Source organism: Variovorax fucosicus (genome assembly GCF_030316825.1).
Lineage (GTDB): Bacteria > Pseudomonadota > Gammaproteobacteria > Burkholderiales > Burkholderiaceae_C > Variovorax > Variovorax fucosicus.
The window spans coordinates 848,042-864,286 of the sequence record NZ_JASZYU010000002.1; the positions used below are offsets into that span (position 1 = coordinate 848,042).

Annotated in this window: 19 protein-coding genes and 2 tRNA genes; 13 read left to right on the forward strand and 8 right to left on the reverse strand. The window is 64.9% G+C overall.

All coding sequences use genetic code 11. From position 1 onward, the window contains the following. Positions 1-45: 45 nt before the first annotated feature. The 7 genes from QTI05_RS16160 to QTI05_RS16190 all read left to right on the forward strand — a co-directional run bounded on the left by QTI05_RS16160 (position 46) and on the right by QTI05_RS16190 (position 5,159). Positions 46-924, forward strand: coding sequence for an alpha/beta fold hydrolase (locus QTI05_RS16160; protein ID WP_286622218.1), 879 nt, complete (start codon positions 46-48; stop codon positions 922-924). Positions 925-940: 16 nt separating this feature from the next. Continuing rightward, the gene (locus QTI05_RS16165; RefSeq protein WP_286545950.1) at positions 941-2,026 is read left to right on the forward strand and encodes a tartrate dehydrogenase; all 1,086 of its coding nucleotides are present in this window, start codon (positions 941-943) and stop codon (positions 2,024-2,026) included. A 225-nt stretch (positions 2,027-2,251) separates the two neighbouring features. Then, positions 2,252-2,524, forward strand: coding sequence for an HU family DNA-binding protein (locus QTI05_RS16170; protein ID WP_068642416.1), 273 nt, complete (start codon positions 2,252-2,254; stop codon positions 2,522-2,524). 16 nt (positions 2,525-2,540) lie between these two features. Further along, a tRNA-Val gene (locus QTI05_RS16175) sits at positions 2,541-2,616 on the forward strand. Between the two features lie 82 nt (positions 2,617-2,698). Then, positions 2,699-4,603, forward strand: a complete 1,905-nt coding sequence (locus tag QTI05_RS16180) for a SurA N-terminal domain-containing protein (protein WP_286622219.1) — start codon at positions 2,699-2,701, stop codon at positions 4,601-4,603. A gap of 29 nt (positions 4,604-4,632) precedes the next feature. Continuing rightward, positions 4,633-4,708, forward strand: a tRNA-His gene (locus QTI05_RS16185). 112 nt (positions 4,709-4,820) lie between these two features. Next, positions 4,821-5,159 carry an H-NS histone family protein gene (locus tag QTI05_RS16190; RefSeq protein ID WP_286622220.1) on the forward strand — a complete coding sequence of 113 codons (339 nt, stop codon included), beginning with the start codon at positions 4,821-4,823 and terminating at the stop codon, positions 5,157-5,159. Between the two features lie 73 nt (positions 5,160-5,232). On the opposite strand, the gene QTI05_RS16195 is transcribed toward QTI05_RS16190, so the two are convergent. Next, positions 5,233-6,219: an NADPH:quinone oxidoreductase family protein gene (locus QTI05_RS16195; protein ID WP_286622221.1), complete on the reverse strand. Its 987-nt coding sequence runs from the start codon at positions 6,217-6,219 to the stop codon at positions 5,233-5,235. A gap of 104 nt (positions 6,220-6,323) precedes the next feature. On the opposite strand from QTI05_RS16195, the gene surE reads away from it, so the two are divergent. The 5 genes from surE (at position 6,324) to rlmD (ending at position 11,298) form a co-directional block, all read left to right on the forward strand. Further along, the gene (gene surE, locus QTI05_RS16200; RefSeq protein ID WP_286545959.1) at positions 6,324-7,082 is read left to right on the forward strand and encodes a 5'/3'-nucleotidase SurE; all 759 of its coding nucleotides are present in this window, start codon (positions 6,324-6,326) and stop codon (positions 7,080-7,082) included. Beyond that, entirely contained in the window at positions 7,082-7,858 is a 777-nt protein-coding gene (locus tag QTI05_RS16205) for a protein-L-isoaspartate(D-aspartate) O-methyltransferase (protein ID WP_286545961.1), read from the forward strand. The genes surE and QTI05_RS16205 overlap by 1 nt, the downstream gene beginning before the upstream one ends. Positions 7,859-7,869: 11 nt before the next feature. Continuing rightward, complete coding sequence (locus QTI05_RS16210; RefSeq protein ID WP_286622222.1) at positions 7,870-8,769, forward strand: peptidoglycan DD-metalloendopeptidase family protein; 900 nt, start codon at positions 7,870-7,872, stop codon at positions 8,767-8,769. Between the two features lie 117 nt (positions 8,770-8,886). After that, positions 8,887-9,807, forward strand: coding sequence for a sigma-70 family RNA polymerase sigma factor (locus QTI05_RS16215; protein WP_286622223.1), 921 nt, complete (start codon positions 8,887-8,889; stop codon positions 9,805-9,807). A gap of 42 nt (positions 9,808-9,849) precedes the next feature. Beyond that, the gene (rlmD, locus tag QTI05_RS16220) at positions 9,850-11,298 is read left to right on the forward strand and encodes a 23S rRNA (uracil(1939)-C(5))-methyltransferase RlmD (RefSeq protein ID WP_286545967.1); all 1,449 of its coding nucleotides are present in this window, start codon (positions 9,850-9,852) and stop codon (positions 11,296-11,298) included. Between the two features lie 46 nt (positions 11,299-11,344). On the opposite strand, the gene QTI05_RS16225 is transcribed toward rlmD, so the two are convergent. Further along, entirely contained in the window at positions 11,345-12,055 is a 711-nt protein-coding gene (locus tag QTI05_RS16225; protein ID WP_286622224.1) for a Bax inhibitor-1/YccA family protein, read from the reverse strand. A 167-nt stretch (positions 12,056-12,222) separates the two neighbouring features. Here QTI05_RS16225 and QTI05_RS16230 point away from each other — a divergent pair, with 167 nt between their 5' ends. Beyond that, a complete protein-coding gene (locus QTI05_RS16230; protein WP_286545971.1) occupies positions 12,223-12,630 on the forward strand; it encodes a GlcG/HbpS family heme-binding protein in 408 nt (135 codons plus the stop codon). A 192-nt stretch (positions 12,631-12,822) separates the two neighbouring features. Here QTI05_RS16230 and hemP read toward each other — a convergent pair whose 3' ends face one another. From hemP to QTI05_RS16260, 6 genes are all read right to left on the reverse strand, one after another. Continuing rightward, the gene (gene hemP / locus QTI05_RS16235; protein ID WP_286545972.1) at positions 12,823-13,035 is read right to left on the reverse strand and encodes a hemin uptake protein HemP; all 213 of its coding nucleotides are present in this window, start codon (positions 13,033-13,035) and stop codon (positions 12,823-12,825) included. A 102-nt stretch (positions 13,036-13,137) separates the two neighbouring features. Beyond that, entirely contained in the window at positions 13,138-13,551 is a 414-nt protein-coding gene (locus QTI05_RS16240) for an ExbD/TolR family protein (protein ID WP_286545973.1), read from the reverse strand. A 5-nt stretch (positions 13,552-13,556) separates the two neighbouring features. Next, positions 13,557-14,270 (reverse strand): MotA/TolQ/ExbB proton channel family protein, encoded by a 714-nt coding sequence (locus QTI05_RS16245; protein WP_286622225.1) that lies wholly within the window; start codon positions 14,268-14,270, stop codon positions 13,557-13,559. 16 nt (positions 14,271-14,286) lie between these two features. Next, positions 14,287-14,976 carry an energy transducer TonB gene (locus QTI05_RS16250; protein WP_286622226.1) on the reverse strand — a complete coding sequence of 230 codons (690 nt, stop codon included), beginning with the start codon at positions 14,974-14,976 and terminating at the stop codon, positions 14,287-14,289. A 98-nt stretch (positions 14,977-15,074) separates the two neighbouring features. Beyond that, positions 15,075-15,347 (reverse strand): (2Fe-2S)-binding protein, encoded by a 273-nt coding sequence (locus tag QTI05_RS16255; RefSeq protein WP_286546241.1) that lies wholly within the window; start codon positions 15,345-15,347, stop codon positions 15,075-15,077. Positions 15,348-15,478: 131 nt separating this feature from the next. Beyond that, positions 15,479-16,159: a Fe2+-dependent dioxygenase gene (locus QTI05_RS16260; RefSeq protein ID WP_286545977.1), complete on the reverse strand. Its 681-nt coding sequence runs from the start codon at positions 16,157-16,159 to the stop codon at positions 15,479-15,481. Between the last annotated feature and the right edge of the window lie 86 nt (positions 16,160-16,245).

Below are 16,245 nucleotides of genomic sequence, written 5' to 3' on the forward strand. Positions count from 1 at the left end.
GCATTGTTGCTTGATGCGCTGCCTCGTGCCACGCACAATCCCTGCGTGCTCGATTCATTCACGCCTTTCGACCTGTATCGCGGCCCGGTTCGGTTGCATGGCCGCATTGGCGGCCGCGGTGCGCCGCTGCTGCTGTTGCACGGCCATCCGCAGACCCATGCGATCTGGCACCGCGTGGCGCCGGAACTGGCCGACCACTTCACGCTGGTCATGATGGATCTGCGCGGCTATGGCGATTCAGGCCGGCCGGCCGGCGGCCCCGACCATGGGGCCTACAGCAAGCGGGAGATGGCGCTCGATGCGCTGGCCGTGATGCAGCAGCATGGCTTCGAACGCTTTGGCGTGCTGGCGCATGACCGCGGTGCACGCGTCGCCCATCGGCTCGCGGCCGACCATCCCGACGCGGTCGATCGCCTGCTGCTGCTCGACATCGCTCCCACGCTCGCGATGTACCGCGACACCAGCGAAGCCTTTGCGCGCGCCTACTGGCACTGGTTCTTCCTGATCCAGCCGCCGCCGCTGCCCGAGGCGCTGATCGAGGGCGACCCGGCCCGCTACATCCGCAGCGTGATGGGCAGCCGTCATGCCGGGCTCGCTCCGTTCGCACCCGAGGCGCTTCTGGAATACGAGCGCTGTGCCGCGATCGACGGCACCGCGCACGCGATCTGCGAGGACTATCGCGCGTCCGCCTCGATCGATCTGGCGCACGATCGCGCCGACGTTGCCGCCGAGCGCCTGCTCACGCAGCCCCTGCAGGTTCTGTGGGGCGAACACGGCGCCGTAGGCCGTTGCTTCGACGTCCTGGCGCTCTGGCGCGAACGTGCATTGCAGGTGTCGGGCAATACCTTGCCGTGTGGCCACTACCTGCCTGAAGAGGCACCGCAACAAGTCGCCCGGGCGGCGTTGCATTTCTTTCCAACTTGATCCCAGGAGACTTCCCATGAGCACCCAACGCATCGCAGTGATCGCCGGCGACGGCATCGGCAAGGAAACCATGCCCGAGGGCATTCGTGTGCTGGACGCGGCCGCGCGCAAGTTCGGCATCGACCTGAAGTTCGATCATTTCGATTTCTCGAGCTGGGACTACTTCGAGAAGCACGGCAAGATGCTGCCCGACAACTGGAAAGACCAGATCGGCGGGCACGATGCCATCTTTTTCGGTGCGGTCGGCTGGCCCCAGAAAATTGCGGATCATGTGTCGCTCTGGGGCTCTTTGCTCCTGTTCCGGCGCGAGTTCGACCAGTACATCAATCTGCGTCCCGCACGCCTGATGCCCGGCATCACGGCGCCCGTGGTGCGGCGCGACGGCTCGCCGCGCGAGCCCGGCGAGATCGACATGTACATCGTGCGCGAGAACACCGAAGGCGAGTACTCGAGCATCGGCGGGCGCATGTACGAGGGCACCGCGCGCGAGATCGTGGTGCAGGAGACGGTGATGTCGCGCATCGGCGTGGATCGTGTGCTCAAGTTCGCTTTCGAGCTCGCGCAGTCGCGCCCGAAGAAGCACCTGACCAGCGCCACCAAGTCGAACGGCATTTCGATCACCATGCCCTACTGGGACGAGCGCGTGGCCGAAATGGCAAAGAACTATCCCGGCATCACGCTCGACAAGTTTCACATCGACATCCTGACGGCGCACTTCGTGCAGCGCCCGGAGTTCTTCGACGTGGTGGTTGCAAGCAACCTGTTCGGCGACATCCTGTCCGACCTGGGGCCGGCCTGTACCGGCACCATCGGCATTGCGCCCAGCGCCAACCTGAACCCGGAGCGCACCACGCCGTCGCTGTTCGAGCCGGTGCATGGTTCGGCGCCCGACATCGCCGGCAAGGGCATCGCCAACCCGATCGGCCAGATCTGGTGCGGCGCGATGATGCTGGAGTTCCTCGGCCACAAGGCGGCACACGATGCGATCCTCGCTGCGATCGAGGCGGTTCTCGCGCCCGGAAGCGGCGCGCCGCGCACGGCCGACATCGGCGGCACGGCCGGCACCATCGATCTTGGCAAGGCGATTGCTGCCGCGCTTTGAAGAGGACTTCACGAAACGCCTCTAAAATCGCGGTGTTCGCTGTGCTGCGCGGCCCTGTGTCGTATTGACACCCCGTAGACCAGTGGCTCTAATCCCTGTCGGCAGTGCGCTGCCGACGCGCCGCAACTGCCATCCTTCTTCCCACCGCGCCGCACGGCACCACTCAGGGGTCGGTCATGCAGTTGGCGGCACACCCGACAACTTTTTTTCCGACAAGAGGCCCTTGTGAACAAGACCGAACTGATTGAGCACATCGCAAAAAACGCCGATATTTCCAAAGCTGCAGCCACGCGTGCGCTGGAGTCCACCATCGGCGCGATTCGCACCACCCTGAAAAAGGGCAACTCGGTTTCGCTCGTCGGTTTTGGTACTTTTGCGGTGGGCAAACGCGCTGCCCGCACCGGTCGCAATCCGCGCACCGGCGCAGCGATTAAAATCAAGGCCGCCAAGATCCCGAAGTTCCGTCCCGGCAAGGCGCTGAAAGATGCGCTGAACTGAGACATCATTCCCGGTGGGGTGCTTAGCTCAGCTGGTAGAGCGGCGCCCTTACAAGGCGTAGGTCGGGGGTTCGAGCCCCTCAGCACCCACCAAACGATGCAAAGGCGAACACGTTGTTCGCCTTTTTTGTTGCCCGAGTCGATGTCTCGGCTGCTTCAATAGAGAGAGTGTTCAATGTTTGATTTTTTCCGCAAGCACACCAAGATCGTGATGGCGTTCTTGTTCTTGCTGATCATTCCGTCGTTCGTGTTTTTCGGCGTCGAGCGCTACACCCAGGGCGACGGCAAGGGCGAAAAGGTTGCGCGCGTCGACGGCCACGACATCACGCGCCCCGAGTGGGATCAGCAGCACCGCAACGAGGTCGATCGCATTCGGCAGCAGTCGCCCAGCATCGATGCCGCGCTGCTCGATTCGGACGCCGCACGCTACGCCACGCTCGACCGCATGGTGCGCGATCGCGTGCTGCAGACCGCGGCCGACAAGACCCACATGACCGTGTCGGAAGACAAGCTTGCGCGGATCTTTGCGCAGGATCAGGGGCTTGCCGCGTTCCGCGGTGCCGACGGCAAGTTCGACCGCGAGTTGTTCATGCGAACCACGCAGCAAACACCCGAGCAGTACGAAGCATCGGTGCGGGCGCAACTCGCGACGCAACAGGTGCTGCAGGGCGTTTCCGGTTCGGCTTTCGCGACGAAGGCCCAGACCGAGGCGACGATCAACGCGTTCTACGACCGCCGCGAGGTGCAGGTCGCCCGCTTCAATGCAGCCGACTTTGCCGCGAAGGTCACGGTCAGCGATGCCGATCTCGAGGCCTACTACAAGGATCATCCGGCCCTGTTCCAGGCCCCTGAGCAGGCCGCCGTCGAATATCTGGTTCTCGATCTGGACGCGGTCAAGAAGAACATCGCGGTCAGCGAGGCCGACGCCAAGGCGTATTTCGAGCAGAACAAGGCGCGCTTCGGCACCAAAGAAGAACGCCGCGCAAGCCACATCCTGATCACGGCACCGGCCAGCGCGCCGGCCGCCGAGCGCGAGAAGGCCAAGGCCAAGGCCGAGCAGTTGCTGGCCGAAGTGAAAAAGTCGCCGGCCAGCTTTGCCGACATCGCGCGCAAGAACTCGCAGGATCCCGGGTCCGCGGAGAAGGGCGGCGACCTCGATTTCGTGACGCGCGGCGCGATGGTCAAGCCGTTCGAGGATGCGATGTTCGCGCTCAAGAAGGGCGAGATCAGCGCCGTTGTCGAAACCGAGTTCGGCTATCACATCATCCGTCTGACCGACATCAAGCCGGAGCAGGTGCCGCCGTTCGAACAGGTTCGCGCGCGCATCGAGGACGAAGTTCGCGCCCAGCAGGCGACGCAGGAGTTCGCCAAGGCGGCCGAGACTTTCACCGATCTCGTGTACCAGCAGCCCGACAGCCTGCAGCCTGCGGCAGACAAGCTCAAGCTCAAGCTCCAGACCGCCAGCAACGTTGCGCGCACGCCGGCCGCAGGTGCCACGGGCGCGCTCGCCAGTCGCAACTTCCTGGGTGCATTGTTCGCGGCCGATTCGCTCGAGCGCAAGCACAACACCGAGGCGATCGAAGTCGGCCCGAGCCAACTCGCGTCGGGCCGCGTGGCGAAGTACGCCGCGGCGCGCACGCTGCCATTTGCCGAGGTCAAGGACAAGGTTCGCAGCCAGTTGGTGGCCGAGCGCGCCGCCGCGCTGGCCAAGACCGAAGGCGAGGCCCGACTCAGGGCCTGGCAAGCCGATTCGGCCGGCGCCACGCTCGCCGCGCCGGTGACCGTGTCGCGGCTCGAAACCCAGTCGCTGCCGGCACCGGTGATCGAGGGCGCGCTGCGGGCCGATACGTCCAAGCTGCCGGCCTGGGCCGGTGTCGACCTTGGCGCCCAGGGCTACGCGGTGGTGCGGGTCAACAAGGCGGTGCCGCGCGCACCTTCCACGCCCGAAACGGCGCAGCAGGAGGCCGGGCAATTCGCGCAGGTCATCTCTGCCGCCGAAAACGCGGCCTACTATGAGTTGCTGAAGCAACGCTACAAGGCGGAAATCCTCGTGCCGCGGCCCGCCGAGCCAACGCGCTAGTTTTGACGCTACAATCGCAGGCTTCTTTGGTGGCTGTAGCTCAGCTGGTAGAGTCCCAGATTGTGATTCTGGTCGTCGTGGGTTCGAGTCCCATCAGCCACCCCAAAAAACATTGAAACGCGCCGGTCGCTCGACCGGCGCGTTTTTTTTATGCCGCCATGCCGGTTGCAATTGGTTTTGAATTAAAATTTTCTTTTCAATTCCGAGGAAGCCCGCAATGACCTCTCTTGCCGACATCAATTCGCAGATTCAGAAGCACGACGAACAGATCGCGCAATTGCGCAAGCAGGCTGAAGAGTTGCGCAACAAGGAACGCGGCGCCGTGATCGAGGAAGTGCGCCAGAAGATTGCGGAGTACGGTTTGTCGGCCGCCGATCTCAAGTTGAGCACGCGTGCTGCTGTCGGCAAGCGGAGCGCGGGAGCCTCTCCGGCCAAGGCCGCTGCCAAATACCGCGGCCCGAATGGCGAAAATTGGTCGGGCGGCCGCGGTCGCAAGCCGCGCTGGGTGACGGAAGCGCTCGCTGCGGGCAAGTCGCTGTCCGAGTTCGAAATTTGAACCGCGTTTCGCCGCCATCAAAAAAGCCCGCAGTCGCGGGCTTTTTTGATGGGCCGTCAATACGGACAATGCCTCAGTTCACCATCACCAGCTTGCCTTTGACGCCGCGCGAGCCCATGTGGGCATAGGCCGCTTTCAATTCCTTCATCGGCATGGTGCTGTCGATCACCGGCTTGATCTTGCCTGCGCCATACCACTGGGCCAATTCAGCCATCATGGCCGCATTGGCTTTGGGCTCCTTCTTTGCGAAATCGCCCCAGAACACGCCGACCAGCGAAGCGCCTTTGAGCAATGGCAAATTCAGCGGGAGCGAGGGAATCGGGCCGGCCGCGAAGCCGACGATCAAATAGCGGCCGCGCCAGCCGATCGAGCGGAATGCAGGTTCGGCAAAGTCGCCGCCGACCGGGTCGTAGATCACATCCGGGCCCTTGCCGTCCGTCGCCGCCTTGATCGCATCGCGAAAACCGGTCGGCAGCGCGTGCGTGGTGTAGTTGATGGTGGCGTCGGCGCCAATCGAGCGGCAGAGTTCGCATTTTTCATCGGTCGACGCCGCTGCGATCACACGCGCGCCTGCGGCCTTGGCAATCTGGATCGCGGCCGTACCGACACCGCCTGCGGCGCCGAGCACCAGCACCGTCTCGCCGGCTTTCAGTTGCGCGCGGTCGATCAGGGCGTGCCACGAGGTGGCATAGATCATGATGAAGGCGGCCGCATCCACGTGCCCGAAGCCGGCCGGCAATGGCATGCAGAGTGCTGCCGGTGCCAGCGTGTGGGTGCCGAAACCGCCTGTGCCCGACAGGCACGCCACGTTCTGGCCGATCTTCAGGTGGGTCACGCCTTCTCCGACCGCTTGCACAACGCCCGCGTACTCGGAGCCCGGCACGAAGGGCAGCGGTGGCTTGATCTGGTACTTGTTCTGCACGATCAGCAGATCGGGAAAGTTGAGGCTTGCCGCCTTGATCTCGATCAGCACCTGGCCCGGGCCGGGTTGCGGTGTCGGAAGTTCTTTCCAGGTCAGCGCATCGACGCCGGTCGGGTTTTCGCAAAGCCATGCATGCATGCAGAGGTCTCCTTTGGGGGCGGCCATGATACGTTCGGCCCGCGCAGCGCCGATGTCTCAGGCGTGACCGACCGCAACCCTAGAATGGCGCACCGATCGACGCCATGAAAATTCTCATCTCCAACGACGACGGCTTCCAGGCTCCCGGCATCGTCGCACTGCATGCAGCGCTGAAGGACATCGCCGAGGTCGAAGTCGTCGCCCCCGAACACAACAACAGCGCCAAGTCGAATGCACTCACACTGGCGGCGCCGCTCTATGTGCACAAATCGCACAACGGCTTTCGCTACGTGACCGGCACGCCGGCCGATTGCGTGCACATCGCGCTCAAGGGCTTGCTCGACTACCGTCCCGATCTCGTGGTCTCCGGCATCAACAACGGCGCCAACATGGGCGACGACACGATCTATTCGGGCACGGTCGGCGCCGCGATGGAAGCGTACCTGTTCGGTATTCCGGCCATTGCCTTCTCGCAGACCGAGAAGGGCTGGGCCCACATCGACGCGGCAGCCGAGGTCGCTCGCCGGCTGGTGCAGCAGATCGAGCGCGAACGAATGCACGAAGGACCGGCCTTCCTGCTCAACGTCAATGTGCCGAACCGGCCGATCGGCGAATTGCAACCGGTCAAGGTCTGTCGGCTCGGCCGGCGCCATGCGGCGGAGAAGGTCATCACGCAGGACAGCCCGCGCGGCGAAACCATGTACTGGATCGCCGGCGCCGGCGGCGCCAAGGACAGCGGCGAAGGCACCGACTTCCATGCGACCAGCGCGGGCCACGTCGCACTGACGCCGCTGCAGATCGATCTGACCGACCACGCGAACCTTGGTGCATGGCGCGACGCGGTGGCGCGGCTCGTCGCCTGATGGCCACGCAACGCCCGAGCTTTCCGGTTCGGCTGACGCCCACCGCATCGGCCGTCACCCGGGGCCGCGCGTCGGCCGTGCCGGTGCGTCCGACCGTGGTCAGCAGCACGCCGTCGATGGCGTCGGACGCCGTGCGCGCGCGCATGGTACAGAAGCTGGCCGGGCAAGGGATTGCCGACGCACGCGTGCTGCGCGCGATGGGCACGGTCGAGCGGCATCGCTTCGTCGACAGCGCGCTGGTGAACCAGGCCTACGAAGACACCAGCCTGCCGATCGGGCTGGGCCAGACCATCTCCAAGCCCAACGTGGTGGCGCGGATGATCGAGTTGTTGCTCGGCGCACCGGCACTGGCCGGCAAACCGAATGACCGACTCGGCCGGGTGATGGAGATCGGCACGGGCTGCGGCTACCAGGCTGCGGTGCTGAGCCACGTGGCGACCGAGGTCTACAGCATCGAGCGCCTGCGCGGCCTGCATGAGAAGGCGCGCTCCAATTTGCGTCCATTCCGGATCCCGACACTCCATCTGTTGCTGGGCGACGGAATGATCGGTTTCGCCAAGGGTGCACCCTACGCAGGAATCATCGCGGCTGCGGGTGGCGAGGCCATACCCGACGCCTGGACAGACCAGTTGGCAGTGGGCGGGCGCATCGTCGCGCCAACCCATTCCGCGGCAGGAGGGCAGGCCCTCGTTGTCATCGACAAAACGGCTCGTGGACTCGAGCGCCGCATTCTTGAGGCGGTCCACTTTGTCCCCCTAAAATCGGGTATCGCTTGAAGGAAGAACACATGCAGGGTTTTGGCAATCGGAGCTGGGTCGCCGGCATTTCGCTGGCGTTGACGCTCGTGATTGCGGGTTGTGCCTCGCCACGCAGTCCCGCACCGGTCGAAGACCGTGGCACCATGAGCAAGGCACCGGCACCCGCTCTGCCGGGTGTCTCGCCAATGACGGTCGATTCGCAGGGACGTCCGCTGGCCGGCATCGAAAACTACGGCAAACCCGGCTACTACGCGGTGCGCCCGGGCGACACGATCCGCCGCATCGGCACCGAGACCGGGCAGCGCTGGCAGGACATCGCACGCTGGAACAACCTCGACAACCCCGACCAGATCGAAGTGGGCCAAGTGCTGCGCGTGGTTGCACCGACTGGCGCCACCGCCGTGGCAACTGCACCCGCAACCGCGCCCGGCGCCACCGATGCCACGGGCGTGACGACGCGCCCTGTCACCCAGTCCACCGTTGCGCCCGCCACCGCCGCGCCGGTCAAGCCGCCCGTCACCACCTCGTCGGTTGCGCCCGCCGCGGCAGCGTCCGGCGACGAAGACGTGGGCTGGATCTGGCCGGCACAGGGCAACCTGATTGCCGGCTTCGACGAGGCCAAGAACAAGGGGCTCGACATTGGCGGCAAGGCTGGCGAGCCGGTGCTGGCATCGGCCGACGGCCGCGTGGTCTATGCGGGTGCGGGCCTGCGCGGCTACGGCAACCTGATCATCCTGAAGCACAACAACACCTACCTCACGGCCTACGCCCACAACCAGACGCTGTTGGTCAAGGAAGACCAGTCAGTGCAAAAGGGCCAGAAGATCGCCGAGATGGGCAACAGCGACGCCGACCGCGTCAAACTGCATTTCGAGATCCGTCGTCAGGGCAAGCCGGTCGATCCGGCGCGTTACCTGCCAGCGCGGTAGCGCCTTGCAAACCTCACCCGTCGGCACCCATGTGGGCGGGGTTGAGGGGTTGGACAGGCGGTGCTCCCGATCTCGCGCACAAGGCCTGCGGCGCTCGCGGGCTCGAGACGGAGTGTCATGGAATCTGGTAGCGATGGAGATCCTCCGCGATCTCGCGACGACGAGCCCCTGACCGGCCTCGAAGGCGGTGATTCGCTCACGCGCTACCTGCGCGAGGTGCGGCGCACGCCGCTCTTCACTCCCGAAGAAGAGTTCAAGACCGCGTGCGAAGCCCGGGCCGGTGACTTCGCGGCGCGCCAGTCCATGATCGAACACAACCTGCGGCTGGTGGTCAACATCGCCAAGGGCTACCTCGGCCGCAGCGTGCTGTTGGCCGACCTGGTCGAGGAGGGCAATCTCGGCCTGATGCACGCGATCACCAAATTCGAGCCGGAGCGCGGCTTTCGCTTCTCGACCTATGCGACCTGGTGGATCCGCCAGTCGATCGAACGCGCAGTGATGAACCAGGGCCGCGCCATCCGGTTGCCGGTGCACGTGGTGCGGGAGCTTCAACAGGTGCTGCGGGCCCGCCGTACGCTCGAAGCAGATGCAGATTTCCTCGCGCACCGTCCCGAAGGCGTGCGGGTCGAAGACGTTGCCGCCTTGCTCGGGCGCGAGGTCCAGGAGGTGGCCGATCTGCTGGCGCTGGCCGAGACACCGCGCTCGCTCGATGCCGGCAGCGAACGTGGTGGAGATGACGGCTTCAGCCTCGCCGACACCGTGGCCTCCGACGACGACGCGGCCGACCCGACCGGCGTGACGCAGGCCCACGAGGTCGAACGACTGCTCGACAACTGGATCGACACGCTCAGCGCGCGCGAGCGCGAAGTGCTCGAAGGCCGCTACGGGCTGCACGACCGCGAGCCCGAAACGCTGGAGATCCTGAGCGTGCGCCTTGGCCTCACACGCGAGCGGGTGCGGCAGATCCAGAACGAAGCGCTGGCCAAGATGCGGCGCCACCTGACGCGCGTCGGCGTCGGGCGCGACGCGCTTTTCTAGCGGACGGGCGGCGAGCCCGTGCGGCGCTGAGACAATCGGCGCATGACGACAGAAACAGAAGAGAAAAAGGCGCCGCCGTCCCCCGATGAATGGCTGCAGGTCGAGTCGCTCGACCTCGATGCGCAGGGCGTGGCGCATCGATCCGACGGCAAGGTGGTGTTCATCGAGGGTGCGCTGCCGTTCGAGGAAGTGCAGGTCAAGCTGCACCGAAGGAAGAACAACTGGGAGCAGGGCGTGCTCACCGCACTGAGGCGCGAATCCTCGCAACGCGTGCGGCCCGGCTGCCCGCATTTCGGCCTGCATGCGGGCGCCTGCGGCGGCTGCAAGATGCAGCACCTCGATGCGGCGGCCCAGGTGGCCGTCAAGCAGCGTGCACTGGAAGACGCGCTCTGGCATCTCGGCAAGGTCAAGCCCGACAACATGCTGCGTCCGCTCGAAGGCCCGGCCTGGCACTACCGCTATCGCGCACGGCTGTCGGTGCGCCATGTGATCAAGAAGGGCGTGGTGCTGATCGGCTTCCACGAGCGCAAGAGCAGCTACGTGGCCGACATGACCGTCTGCCCGGTATTGCCGACCGCGGTGAGCGATCTGCTGGTGCCGCTGCGCGGGTTGATCGATTCGATGGAAGCGCGGCAGACCTGCCCGCAGATCGAGCTGGCCTGCGGCGACGCGCCGGGCAGCACGATGCTGGGTGTGATTGCGCTGGTGCTGCGCCACCTCGAACCCTTGTCGGATGCCGACATCGCGCGCCTCAAGGCGTTCGCGGCCACACATCCCGCCGTGCAGTGGTGGCTCCAGGCCAAGGGGCCTGACACGGTCAAGTTGCTGGAGGAGGGCGGGGCGCAACTGTCGTACGAACTGCCCGATTTCGGCATCACGATGCCGTTCAAGCCAACCGACTTCACACAGGTCAATCCGCACATCAACCGTGTGCTGGTGTCGCGCGCACTGCGCCTGCTCGACGTGCAGCGCGACGAGCGGGTGATCGACTGGTTCTGCGGCCTCGGCAATTTCACGCTGCCGCTGGCGACGCGTGCCGGCGAGGTTCTGGGCATCGAGGGCAGCGACGCGCTGGTGGTGCGTGCCACCGAGAATCTCCAGCGGAACAGGGCTGCTGCGCCCGACGGTCAGCCGCTGAGTGCGACGAAATTCGTGGCGCGCAACCTGTTCGAGATGACCCCTGAAATGCTGGTCGCCGATGGCCACGCCGACCGCTGGCTGGTCGACCCGCCGCGCGAAGGCGCCTTCGCATTGGCCAAGGCGGTGGCAGACCTGCACCAACAGCCCGAACTGCGTGGTGGCTGGACACCGCCGAGGCGCATCGTGTACGTGAGCTGCAACCCGGCCACGCTGGCGCGAGATGCCGGCCTGCTGGTGCACCAGGGCGGCTACCGCTGCAGCAGCGCCGGCGTGATCAACATGTTTCCGCACACGGCGCATGTGGAGTCCATGGCGGTGTTCGATCGACAGGACACTTCGCCAGACGAATGAAAAAGGGGCCTTTCGGCCCCCTTGAACTTGTGCGCCTTGGCGACTGCTAGTCGCGCTCCCCGCCCATGATGCCGAGCAGCGCCAGCAGGCTCTGGAACACGTTGAACAGATCGAGGTAGAGGGCCAGCGTGGCGCTGATGTAGTTTGTCTCGCCGCCGTCAAGGATCTGCTTCAGGTCATACAGCATGTAAGCCGAGAAGATGCCGATCGCCGCGACCGAAATGGCCATCATGCCGGCCGTCGAGCCGACGAACACGTTGATGACAGCGCCCAGCATCAGCACCAGCGCGCCGACAAAAAGAAACTTGCCCATGCCCGACAGGTCGCGCTTGATGACGGTCGCCAGCGACGCCATCACGAAGAACACACCCGCCGTGCCGCCAAAGGCCGTCATCACCAGTTCGGGGCCGTTCTTGAAGCCGAGCACCATCGCGATCAGGCGCGACAGCATGAGACCCATGAAGAAGGTGAAGCCGAGCAGCACCGGCACGCCGGCCGCCGAATTCTTGGTCTTCTCGATGGCGAACATGAAGCCGAACGCGCCGCCGAGGAACACGATCAGCCCGAGCCCGCCGCCGAGCGAACGCGTGATGCCGGTCTGCACGCCGATCCAGGCACCGAGCACGGTCGGGATCATGCTGAGTGCGAGCAGCCAGTAGGTGTTGCGCAGCACACGTTGACGGTCTGCCTGCGGCAGTGTCTGGCCAACACCGGTGTTTCCGGTGGCGGTGTCGAGGGCGGTGACGCGGTCGTTCATTGCTGAATGCTCCTGTGGGTACTGCAAGACTGCAGTTGGGCGCATTCTAGGGGTCTGCAAGAGGTGCGCGAGGCAAAAACCGCGCTGGCCTGTCGCTGAGCCTCGTAAGGGTTTGCGCGCCCCGGCGCCGTTATGCTCTGGGGTCCATCTGTCAACCCGAACCGATCATGAAGACCAAGTCCTTCCTCGAACTTGCCGACGTCAAGGCCATCGCCGCCGCCGCCGAGGCCGAAGCCCTCAAGAACAACTGGGCCGTGACCATCGCGATCGCCGACGACGCCGGCCACCTGCTCTGGCTGCAGCGTCTCGACGGTGCCGCAGCGCTGTCCTCCCACATCGCCCCGGCCAAGGCCCATACCGCCGCCATGGGCCGTCGCGAGAGCAAGGGCTACGAAGACATCATCAACGGGGGCCGCACGGCTTTCCTGACGGTGCCCGCCGTGCAGGGCATGCTCGAAGGCGGCGTGCCGATCGTCAAGGATGGCCACGTGATCGGCGCCGTTGGCGTGAGCGGCGTCAAGTCGAACGAGGATGCACAGGTCGCCAAGGCCGGCATCGCGGCGCTCGGACTCTGATTCCGCGCAGCAACGCAGCAGGAAGAAACAGAAACGCCGACCTGAGGGTCGGCGTTTGTCATTGGGCGTTCGTCGTGAAAAAAAAGCTTGGCTGGTCGGCGAGCCGTTTGGCTAGCAAAAAACGACCCTTCGGAGAAAACTTCTCCTTGAGTCGCCCCACGATGAAACTTGCCTGGGGGCGGTTGATGCCTGTTACTTGGTCAGGATCAGCTTGCCGAGTTTGGTGGCTTGCAGCCGGTAGAGGGAGCCGTTGTGCATGATTCCAACGGTCTTATTGCCCTGCAGCAGCGTCGCGCTTTCGACCAGCGGGGCGGGCCGACCGTCGCTTGCCGCGGCGCCACGGCCGCCGGATTGATCGAGCGAGGGATGGCTCAAAACGGAGAACGTGGTCAGGGTGGTTTGCATGGCGTTGGCCTTTCGAATCAGTAGCTAAATGATAATGATTCGCAATACAAAGTCAATCGATGCGATAGAAAAATGTCGCGGCCAGGGTCTTGTGATCCCTCGTCACTTCGGATTCGGCTCGGTGATGAAGCCGATCTTGCGCACGCCGGCCTCACGCGCCGCCGACATGGCCTGCGCCACGCGCTCGTAGCGCACTTCCTTGTCGCCGCGAATGTGCAGTTCGGGCTGCGGCTCCTTGGCAGCCTCTGCGGCAAGACGAGGTTCCAGATCGGCGTCGCCGATCTTCTGGTCGTTCCAGAAGTAGCTGCCATCGGCCGCCACGCTGAACAGGATCGTTTCGGGCTTGGTCAGCTCGCGTTCGCTGCTGGCGCGCGGCAGGTCGATGTTGACCGCGTGCTTCATCACCGGCACGGTGATGATGAAGATGATCAGCAGCACCAGCATGACGTCGACCAGCGGCGTCATGTTGATCTCGTTCATCACCTCGTCGGGTTCGTCCTGTGTTCCGAAAGCCATGGCGTTCAGCCTTTCTTGAGCGGGACGATGGTGGCCGGCTCGCTGCTCTGCACGCGGGCGCCGGTCACGAAGTAGGCATGCAGGTCGTGTGCGAAGCTGTTGAGCTTGGTCAGCACGAACTTGTTGCCGCGCACCAGTGCGTTGTAGCCGAGCACCGCGGGAATCGCGACAGCCAGGCCCAGCGCCGTCATGATCAGCGCCTCGCCGATCGGGCCGGCCACCTTGTCGATGGTGGCCTGGCCGGCCGAGCTGATGCTCATCAGCGCGTGGTAGATGCCCCAGACCGTACCGAACAGGCCGATGAACGGCGCGGTCGAACCGACCGAGGCCAGCACCGCCAGCCCGGTTTGCAGGCGCGCGGTGAACTCGTCGATGCCGTTGCGCAGGCAGCGCGTGACCCAATCGCTCACGTCCAGCGTGTCGTGCAGGTGAGCCTTGGTGTTGCGGTGGTGGGCCGTGGCTTCGCGGCCTTCGAGCGCGAGCACGCGGAACGGGTTGCTGTCGCTTCTGCCGAGCTTGTTGAGCGCGGTGGCGAAGTCTTCGCTGTGCCAGAAGTCGGAGGAGGCGTTGGCCATTCGCTTGTAGCGGATGACGTCCAGCGCCTTGATGATGATCACGATCCAGGACGCGAGCGACATGCCGATCAGCAGCAGTGCGACGGCTTTCGTGACGAGGTCGCCCTGCGACCAGAGGTTCATCAAGCCAAACTGGGATTCCATAAATGCTGCTCCAAAACTACTGGGAAAGGGTGAAATTGAAAGGCGCCTTCAACAGGTAGACGGTCGCCTCATTGGCGCCCGGCTGCCGGATCGGCGTGACTTGCGATGACAGGGCCGCGTCGCGCGCTGCCTGATCCAGCCGGTCGTAACCGCTGGACTTGAAGATATCGGCACGCTTGGGGATGCCGGAACTGTTGAAGTACACCGCGATGATCACGGTGCCGGTCTCGCCCATGCGCTTGCTCATGGCGGGGTAGACCACGCGCGGTTCCCGGATGTACTGGGTCTGGCCCTGGCTGATTTCAACCAGTTTCGGCGCGGGCGGCGCTGGTGGGGCGGGCGGCGGTGCCGGTGGTTCAGGCGGCGCCGGCGGCGCAACCGGTGCCGGTGGTGGTGGCGGCTCGACACTGCCGGTCGGCGCATTGGGCGGGGGCGGCACCGGCGTGCGGATGGCCTGCGGGCGCGGTGGCGGCGGGGTCTTGGTGATCTCGCGCCGGGGCGGGGGAGGCGGAGGCGGCGGCGGCTCGACGGGTTTCGGCGGCTCGATCAGTTGGCTCAGGATCTCGACCGGAATCACCACCTCGGCGGCTTTGCGGATCAAGCCGGCCTGCAAAGCCCACAGCGCTGCCACGTGGAACAGCACGACGCTGCCGGCGATGACGGTATTTCGGGAGAGCCCGGTGGGGGCAGAGAAGCGGTCAGACACGATCCACCATTCGACGAGAGGAGGCACCAAAGGTGCCCAGGGCGCAGCAAGAAACCGCTATTTGCGAAAGATCCACCAGGCCGAGCCGGCCACGAAAATCAGGCTGCCGCCGAGCGTAGAGAAGAGTGCCATGCCTTGCTGTCCTGGATGGAGTTGGCAAGCTGGATCACGTGCGGCCCATCGTCGCGATGGAGTGCCGCAACAGGATGCGAGGCACTGCACTGCGCGACGACGTCGCGGGCGCAACCTTCGCACCGGCCGCACTGGGTGGCCACGCCGAGTTCGAACTGGACTTCGTCGAACGTCATCCCGGCTCGCGCATGACGCGCGATTTCTCGGTCGGACACTCGGCGGCATACGCAGACGATCATGGCGGCAAAGGCAGCTGTTGGCTGGCTGTTGATGAAGGCCTGATTATAAATACGAATCTCTCGCATTTGCAATCACTATGGCCGCGTGGGGCCTCTTGGGCCTCTTGGGCCTCTTCGGGACCGCAACCGGTTCAAACCTCCGACCAGAGCCGCAGCAAGTTGTGATAGTGGCCGGTGAGCGCCACCGTCTCCTCGCATTCGCCGACGCGCGTGCGCAGCTTCTGGATCTGCTGGTCGAGTTCGAACAGCATCGCGCGCTGGTGGTTGTCGCGCACCATGCTTTGCAACCAGAAAAAAGAGCAGACCCGCGCCCCCCGGGTGACCGGATGCACCCGGTGCAGGCTGCTCGAGGGGTAGAGGATCAGGTCGCCCGCCGGCAGCTTGACCTCGTGCGTGCCGTAGGTGTCGACCACCTCGAGCTCGCCGCCCTCGTAGTCGTCCGGATCGCACAGGAACAGCGTGCACGAGAGATCGGTGCGCAACTGCTCGCCGGTGCCGGGCACCGAGCGCACGGAGCCGTCGACGTGCAGGCCATAGTGTTCGCCGCCTTCGTAGCGGTTGAACAGCGGTGGCACGAAGCGCAGCGGCAGGGCGGCGGAAAAGAACAGCTGGCTTTTCGCCAGTGCCGACAGCACCGCCTTGCCGAGTTCCCGCCCCACGGCCGAATGCTCGGGCAACTGGCGGTTTTGCTTGACCTTTGCGCCCTGCTCGCCGACGGTTTGCCGGCCATCGATCCAGTCGGTGGCTTCGAGGGCGGAGCGCAGTTCTTGCACCTGTGTGGACGTCAGCACTTCGGGAACATGGAGCATCATTTCTGGAGCAGCCTCACAAGGAAAAAAGCCCCGGCTGCGAAGCCGGGGCCCGAGTGTCGCACCGCTGCCGGCGCGACGGTTTGTGC

Bases quoted from the DNA above. Each gene is read 5' to 3' on its own strand.
- QTI05_RS16165 (WP_286545950.1), top strand. From the start codon at position 941: ATGAGCACCCAACGCATCGCAGTGATCGCCGGCGACGGCATCGGCAAG.
- QTI05_RS16180 (WP_286622219.1), top strand. From the start codon at position 2,699: ATGTTTGATTTTTTCCGCAAGCACACCAAGATCGTGATGGCGTTCTTG.
- QTI05_RS16190 (WP_286622220.1), top strand. From the start codon at position 4,821: ATGACCTCTCTTGCCGACATCAATTCGCAGATTCAGAAGCACGACGAA.
- QTI05_RS16195 (WP_286622221.1), bottom strand. From the start codon at position 6,219: ATGCATGCATGGCTTTGCGAAAACCCGACCGGCGTCGATGCGCTGACC.
- surE (WP_286545959.1), top strand. From the start codon at position 6,324: ATGAAAATTCTCATCTCCAACGACGACGGCTTCCAGGCTCCCGGCATC.
- QTI05_RS16205 (WP_286545961.1), top strand. From the start codon at position 7,082: ATGGCCACGCAACGCCCGAGCTTTCCGGTTCGGCTGACGCCCACCGCA.
- QTI05_RS16210 (WP_286622222.1), top strand. From the start codon at position 7,870: ATGCAGGGTTTTGGCAATCGGAGCTGGGTCGCCGGCATTTCGCTGGCG.
- QTI05_RS16215 (WP_286622223.1), top strand. From the start codon at position 8,887: ATGGAATCTGGTAGCGATGGAGATCCTCCGCGATCTCGCGACGACGAG.
- rlmD (WP_286545967.1), top strand. From the start codon at position 9,850: ATGACGACAGAAACAGAAGAGAAAAAGGCGCCGCCGTCCCCCGATGAA.
- QTI05_RS16225 (WP_286622224.1), bottom strand. From the start codon at position 12,055: ATGAACGACCGCGTCACCGCCCTCGACACCGCCACCGGAAACACCGGT.
- QTI05_RS16230 (WP_286545971.1), top strand. From the start codon at position 12,223: ATGAAGACCAAGTCCTTCCTCGAACTTGCCGACGTCAAGGCCATCGCC.
- hemP (WP_286545972.1), bottom strand. From the start codon at position 13,035: ATGCAAACCACCCTGACCACGTTCTCCGTTTTGAGCCATCCCTCGCTC.
- QTI05_RS16240 (WP_286545973.1), bottom strand. From the start codon at position 13,551: ATGGCTTTCGGAACACAGGACGAACCCGACGAGGTGATGAACGAGATC.
- QTI05_RS16245 (WP_286622225.1), bottom strand. From the start codon at position 14,270: ATGGAATCCCAGTTTGGCTTGATGAACCTCTGGTCGCAGGGCGACCTC.
- QTI05_RS16255 (WP_286546241.1), bottom strand. From the start codon at position 15,347: ATGATCGTCTGCGTATGCCGCCGAGTGTCCGACCGAGAAATCGCGCGT.
- QTI05_RS16260 (WP_286545977.1), bottom strand. From the start codon at position 16,159: ATGATGCTCCATGTTCCCGAAGTGCTGACGTCCACACAGGTGCAAGAA.